We start from the raw sequence: 6133 nt of genomic DNA, 5'->3' as shown, positions 1-6133 counted from the left end.
ATCGAACTCGACCTCCTGGACCTGCGCCACCTCGACCACGCCTGCCACACAGCACTGACCAACTGGGCCGAACGCCACAACAACGAGAAGGGAGAAGCCCGCGTCCTGATGCCCACGGCCTGACCGGACGCCGAGCCGGACCCGCGTACGGGCGGTCCGGCCGCTCCTCCCCGGCCGTATCCCATGAACTCCGCCCCGCCGCGCCCGCGGTGGGGCGGAGTCGTGTCCCGGCGGACGTCTTGACGGCACGGCCCTCCCGGAGCACTATTCAACGCATGATGAATAAATCAGGGGAGTCCGCCGGCCCGGCAGTCCGGGCCCGCGGACTCAGCGTCGTCCGTGGCCGCCGTACCGTCCTCGACACCGTCGACTTCGACATCCCCCGCGGCCAGGTCACCGGCCTTCTCGGGCCCAGCGGCTGCGGAAAGTCGACCCTGATGCGCGCCATCGCCGGCACCCAGGCCAAGGTGACCGGTGCCCTCGAGGTCCTCGGCCGCCCGGCCGGCGCCGCACCGCTGCGCTCCCTCGTCGGCTACGTCACCCAGGCGCCCTCCGTCTACGCCGACCTGACCGCCCGGCAGAACCTCGACTACTACGCCGCCGTGCTCGATCCGCGCCTCAGCCGCTCCCACCGGCAGACGCAGGTCGACCGAGCCCTGGCCGAGGTCGACCTCTCCGACCACGCCGACGCCCTGGCGGACAACCTCTCCGGCGGCCAGCGCTCCCGGGTCTCCCTCGCGGTCGCACTCCTCGGCAGCCCGGAACTCCTGGTCCTCGACGAACCCACCGTCGGCCTCGACCCCGTACTCCGCCGCGATCTGTGGAACCTCTTCCACCGCCTCGCCGAGGAGCGCGGCACCACCCTCCTCGTCTCCTCCCACGTCATGGACGAGGCCGAACGCTGCCGGCGGCTGCTGCTCATGCGAGCGGGCCGCATCCTCGCCGACGACACCCCGTCCGCGCTCCGGGACCGTACGGGCGCCGGCACCGTCGAGGAAGCCTTCCTCCGCCTGGTCGACGACGCGAAACAGCGCGACGCCGCCGACCCGGACACCGGCCGGCCCCGCCCCTCCGTCGGCTCGACCGCAGGAAGTGACCAGTGAACGCCCACCGCACCCTCGCCACCGCCCGCCGTGTGCTGCGGCAGCTCGGCCACGACCCGCGCACCATCGCCCTGCTGCTTCTCGTCCCGTGCGGGCTTCTGACCCTGCTCTACTACGTCTTCGACGCCGACCCGCAGTCCTTCGACGGCATCGGCGCCTCACTGCTCGGCATCTTCCCGCTGGTCACCATGTTCCTGGTCACGTCCATCGCCACCCTGCGCGAACGGACCTCCGGCACGCTGGAACGCCTGCTCTCCATGCCCCTGGGCAAGGGCGACCTGATCCTGGGCTACGCCATCGCCTTCGGCCTGCTCGCCATCGTCCAGGCGGCCTTCGCCACGGGGCTCGCGGTCTGGGCGCTCGACCTGGACATCGCGGGCTCGCCCTGGCTCCTGCTCCTCGTGGCCCTCCTGGACGCCCTGCTCGGTACGGCACTCGGGCTGTTCGTCAGTGCCTTCGCGGCCAGCGAGTTCCAGGCCGTGCAGTTCATGCCCGCGGTGATCTTCCCGCAGATTCTGCTGTGCGGCCTCTTCGCGCCGAGGGACACGATGCAGCCCGCCCTGGAGGCGGTCTCCGACGTCCTGCCCATGTCGTACGCGGTCGACGGTATGAACGAGGTGCTGCGCAACTCCTCGGTGACGGGCGACTTCGTACGCGACGCCGTGGTCGTGGCAGGCAGCGCGCTCCTGGTCCTCATCCTGGGCGCGGCCACCCTCCGCCGTCGCACGGCCTGAACCCGGGGGCCCCTCGTACGCGCCGCGGACGGCCGGCCCGTCCGCTTCGGGAGTGCGCCCGGCTCACGCCGCGAGGGGCGTTGCACGCTGTCGCGGAGAGGGCCGGGGCGCATGCTGTGGCGGAGGACCGGGCTGAAGCAACCAGGTCACGCAGGCCACACGCCGGCGGCCGCAGCGGGGACGGCGCCGCGCCCGAGTCCGACCGGTGCCAGGATGGACCCCGCACCGCACGGACGAATCCGCCGTGCGCACACACAGCAATCCACCCCCGATGAGGTGAGCGCCACCATGACGCAGAAGGTCGCCGTCCTCGGCACCGGCAAGATCGGCGAAGCCCTGCTCAGCGGCATGATCCGCGGCGGCTGGTCCCCGTCCGACCTCCTGGTGACCGCACGCCGCCGCGAGCGCGCGGAAGAGCTCCGCAGCCGCTATGGCGTCGAGCCCGTTTCCAACCCCGAGGCCGCGAAGACCGCCGACACCCTCATCCTCACCGTCAAGCCCCAGGACATGGGAGCGCTGCTCGACGAGCTCGTCCCCCATGTCCCCTCCGACCGCCTCGTCATCAGCGGCGCGGCGGGAATTCCCACCTCCTACTTCGAGGAGCGGCTCGCCGCGGGCACCCCGGTGGTCCGCGTCATGACCAACACCCCGGCGCTCGTCGACGAGGCCATGTCCGTCATCTCGGGGGGCAGCCACGCCACCGCGGAGCACCTCGCGCACGCCGAGGAGATCTTCGGCGGCGTCGGCAAGACCCTGCGCGTGCCCGAGGCCCAGCAGGACGCGGCCACCGCCCTCTCCGGCTCCGGGCCCGCGTACTTCTACTTCCTGGTCGAGGCGATGACGGACGCGGGCATTCTGCTCGGCCTGCCCCGGGACAAGGCCCACGACCTGATCGTCCAGGCGGCCATCGGTGCCGCCGTGATGCTCCGCGACAGCGGCGAGCACCCGGTCAAGCTCCGTGAGGCCGTGACCTCCCCGGCGGGCACCACCATCAACGCGATTCGCGAGCTGGAGCGCCACAGCGTACGGGCGGCACTGCTCGCCGCCCTGGAGGCCGCCCGCGACCGCAGCCGCGAGCTGGCCTCCGGCAACGGCTGACAGCGATCCTGCACGCAGCACCCGCCGTCCCGTACAGCGCCGGATGGGCGGGACGCGGTGGGGCGGACGGCGGCAGGGGTGGGGCGGGGTACGGCGAAAACGGCAAGCCCGGCCCGGACGTGGCTGCCCGGAGGTACTGCCCGGACGTGCTGCCTGGGCGAGTGGCAGTCCGGACGTGCCGCCCGGACTGCCCCCGAAGATGCGGCTAGGAGCTTGGGTCAGTAACGGCTTGGCTTCCGCCGAGGCTGGAGCGCGGGGTCTCGGCTGGGCCTTGGGCTGGCCTAGGCTGCGGGTCATGAATCGGGCCATGACCAGCGGTGTGACCACTGAGCCAGCCATCGTTGACGCCATGAAGCTGACTTCCGATCCGGAGCTGGAGGTCCGGTTTGCGCAGTCGGCCCACCAGATCCTGGCGGACCTGGTCAGTGGAGGTGCTGCGCTGGGCTGGGTCGAACCACCCTCGCGGGATGAGGTGGCGGAACTTCTCGGCCACGTCGTCTCTGCGGTGCAGGCCGGGGATGCGGCCTTGCGGGCCGCTTACCTCGACCGTCGGCTTGTCGGGTTGGGGTACTGGCTCCGCTACGCCCGCCCGACTCATCGGCCACACGCCGATCTCGAGAAGATCGCGGTAGATGCTGATGCCCATGGCCGTGGTGTCGGTCGGGCGCTGACCGCTGCCTTGATCGCTGACGCCCGGGAGGCGGGAATCGAGGTCCTCACTCTGGACGCCCGTGGCGACAACACCAATGCCCTGCGCCTCTACCGGTCGCTGGGCTTCACCGAGTACGGCCGTCTGCCCGGCTTCGTCGCCGTCGGCGAACGCCGCTACGACAAGGTCTTCTACATGCTGGACTTCCGTCAGCAAAGCTGACCACGACCACGCACGAGGGCCCGGCGGCGACCCGCTGGCCTTCGCGATCTTTCATGCGAGATGATCACGACATGCGTGGTGGGGATGGACTGTTCGAGGTCGAGCCGGTCGAGAAGAAGCGGTCTTGGGGCCGTCCGGCGGCGGTGGACAAGATGTTTCGGGCGTTCGATCCGCATCAGGTCCTGCTGCTGCCTCCGTCGCTGGACGACTGGCTGCCCGAGGATCACCTCGCCCGGTTCGTCGCCGACCTGGTCGACGAGGTGCTCGACCTCTCGCCGGTGCTGGCGGACTACACCGAGAAGCGCGGCTACCCGCCCTACGATCCCCGGCTGATGCTGCGGCTGCTGATCTACGGCTACACCACCGGCGTCCGCTCCTCGCGGGCGATCGAGCGCAAATGCACCGACGACGTCGCGTTCCGGTTCCTGGCCGCCGACCACGCCCCGGACTACCGCTCGATCGCCCGGTTCCGCCGACGCCACCTGGACGCGCTCGCCGACCTGTTCACCCAGTCGCTGCACCTCGCGCAGAAGCTCGGCATGGTCAAGATGGGCCGCGTCGCCCTGGACGGCACGAAACTGGAGGCCAACGCCTCCAAGCACAAGGCGATGAGCTACGGCCGCCTGGTCGACAAGGAGGAGCACGTCGAGGCCGAGATCGCCGCGCTGGAGGCCAAAGCCCACGCGCTGCTGGCCGACGCCGAGGCCACCGACACCGCCGAGGACCAGACCTATGGCCCCGACGGCAAGGACGTGGACCTGCCCGCCGAACTCGACCGCCGCGAGAAGCGCCTGGCCAGAATGCAGGCCGCACGCGCCCAGATCGAGGCCGAAGCCGCCGACAAGGCACGCTGCCACGCCGAGCGGAAGGAACGCCGCCGCCAGGAGCGGGCCGGCACCAGCGATGAGCAGGCCGTCACCGACGCCGGACAGCAGGCCGCCGCGAAGGCGCGTCCCAAACCCAAAGCCCAGGCCAACTTCACCGACCCCGACTCGCGGATCATGAAGAACAGCGACGGCGCCTACATCCAGGCATACAACGCCCAGGCCGTCGTGGACGAGAAGCACCAGGTCATCACAGCCGCCGACGTGACGACCAACCCCTCCGACGCGCTGAACTCACCATGCTCGACCAGTCGGCCTGGAACACCGGCCGCCGCCCCAAGCAGGCGCTGGTCGACGCCGGCTACTGCTCCGAGGCCAATCTCAACGCCGCGAGGCACCGTCAACTGGTCTGCGGCACAGACACGTTCATGGCCACCGGACGCCTGGCACACGACGAGCAGGTCCCGCCCACACCGCGCGGACGGATACCAGCGAACGCCACGCTGAAGCAGCGGATGGCCCGCAAGCTGCGGACCAAGCACGGCAAGGCCGCTTACAGTCGCCGCAAGGCCATCGTCGAACCCGTCTTCGGTCAGATCATGACCTGCCAGAACGGCCGCCAGCTCCTCCTGCGCGGCGAAGACTGCGCCCGCGGCGAGTGGCGCCTGCTGGCCGCCTGCCACAACCTCCGCAAGATCTTCCGACACGCAGGGACCGCCGGACTCGCCGCCATGGTCAGCTGATCAGCGGGGCCCGGCCCGTCACGGTCCGACCAGGCCGCACACCTGACGGGCAGAACCCCATCCCGGCCTCACAGACGCCGACCGGACGACCGCGACTGATCCCACCGCTCACGGCCACCCGGTCAGTTGCCTATTACCGACCCGCGCTCCTAGCCGGACGCGGTAGTCGGGTGCGGCGCGGCAGTCGCGGACGCGCCGCGCGGCCACACCAGGACGGGCAGCGTCGAAGACAGCAGTCAGGAGGCGGGCAGCAGCCCTACCGCCAGATAGGCCGGAGCCCCAACGCCGTACGGCCGGCCCCCAGGCAGTTGCCCAGCGCCAGAGGCCCGGGTGGGCTCGATCCCGCTGAAGACCCGCGTCCGCGCCATCTCTGTCTCTCGCGGTCTCGGGACAGGCGCCTGCGTCAGGCCGGTCGGCGCGAGACGGGGGAGATATGCGAGAGGCCGCCGAAGCGGCGGCCGCGTCAGTACATGCGCAGGTCCGGCCACCGTCAGGCCGCCCATCACTCATGGGTGTGCGCCTGGTTCGTCGGGCAGGCGACTACGCTCGAACGAGCTACGGGGGACGGGTTTGAAGCCCACCGAAGCGTCGTGTAGTGTTCTTCGAGTTGTCACGGAGTCACACAGACACCGAGGCATCACTCGGGCCGCACCGGCGGCAAACCACTTCTGCACGATCTCCCATCGGGGATGATTTCGGCATGCCGAAATCTGATGCGAATGGCTCGATTATGAGCCGGTCGGGAAATCCGCTAACGTGG

At 70.5% G+C, this 6133-nt stretch carries 4 protein-coding genes and 1 pseudogene; all 5 read left to right on the top strand.

The genetic code is table 11. From position 1 onward, the window contains the following. Positions 1–275 precede the first annotated feature (275 nt). The 5 genes and pseudogenes from ACTWQE_RS33370 to ACTWQE_RS33350 all read left to right on the top strand — a co-directional run bounded on the left by ACTWQE_RS33370 (position 276) and on the right by ACTWQE_RS33350 (position 5373). Complete coding sequence (locus ACTWQE_RS33370; RefSeq protein ID WP_443332841.1) at positions 276–1103, top strand: ABC transporter ATP-binding protein; 828 nt, start codon at positions 276–278, stop codon at positions 1101–1103. Then, positions 1100–1837 (top strand): ABC transporter permease, encoded by a 738-nt coding sequence (locus ACTWQE_RS33365; protein ID WP_443332840.1) that lies wholly within the window; start codon positions 1100–1102, stop codon positions 1835–1837. The genes ACTWQE_RS33370 and ACTWQE_RS33365 overlap by 4 nt, the downstream gene beginning before the upstream one ends. 288 nt (positions 1838–2125) lie before the next feature. Next, entirely contained in the window at positions 2126–2935 is an 810-nt protein-coding gene (proC, locus tag ACTWQE_RS33360) for a pyrroline-5-carboxylate reductase (protein WP_443332839.1), read from the top strand. Positions 2936–3230: 295 nt separating this feature from the next. Then, entirely contained in the window at positions 3231–3806 is a 576-nt protein-coding gene (locus ACTWQE_RS33355) for a GNAT family N-acetyltransferase (protein WP_443332838.1), read from the top strand. 143 nt (positions 3807–3949) lie between these two features. Beyond that, a pseudogene (locus ACTWQE_RS33350) lies at positions 3950–5373 on the top strand (IS1182 family transposase). Positions 5374–6133: the final 760 nt, after the last annotated feature.

It is taken from the genome of Streptomyces sp. 8N706 (assembly GCF_052245415.1).
Taxonomy (GTDB): domain Bacteria; phylum Actinomycetota; class Actinomycetes; order Streptomycetales; family Streptomycetaceae; genus Streptomyces.
The sequence above is the reverse complement of the archived record's forward strand: the minus strand, read 5'-3'. Positions and strand labels throughout refer to the sequence as shown.

Bases quoted from the DNA above. Each gene is read 5' to 3' on its own strand.
- ACTWQE_RS33370 (WP_443332841.1), top strand. From the start codon at position 276: ATGATGAATAAATCAGGGGAGTCCGCCGGCCCGGCAGTCCGGGCCCGC.
- proC (WP_443332839.1), top strand. From the start codon at position 2,126: ATGACGCAGAAGGTCGCCGTCCTCGGCACCGGCAAGATCGGCGAAGCC.
- ACTWQE_RS33355 (WP_443332838.1), top strand. From the start codon at position 3,231: ATGAATCGGGCCATGACCAGCGGTGTGACCACTGAGCCAGCCATCGTT.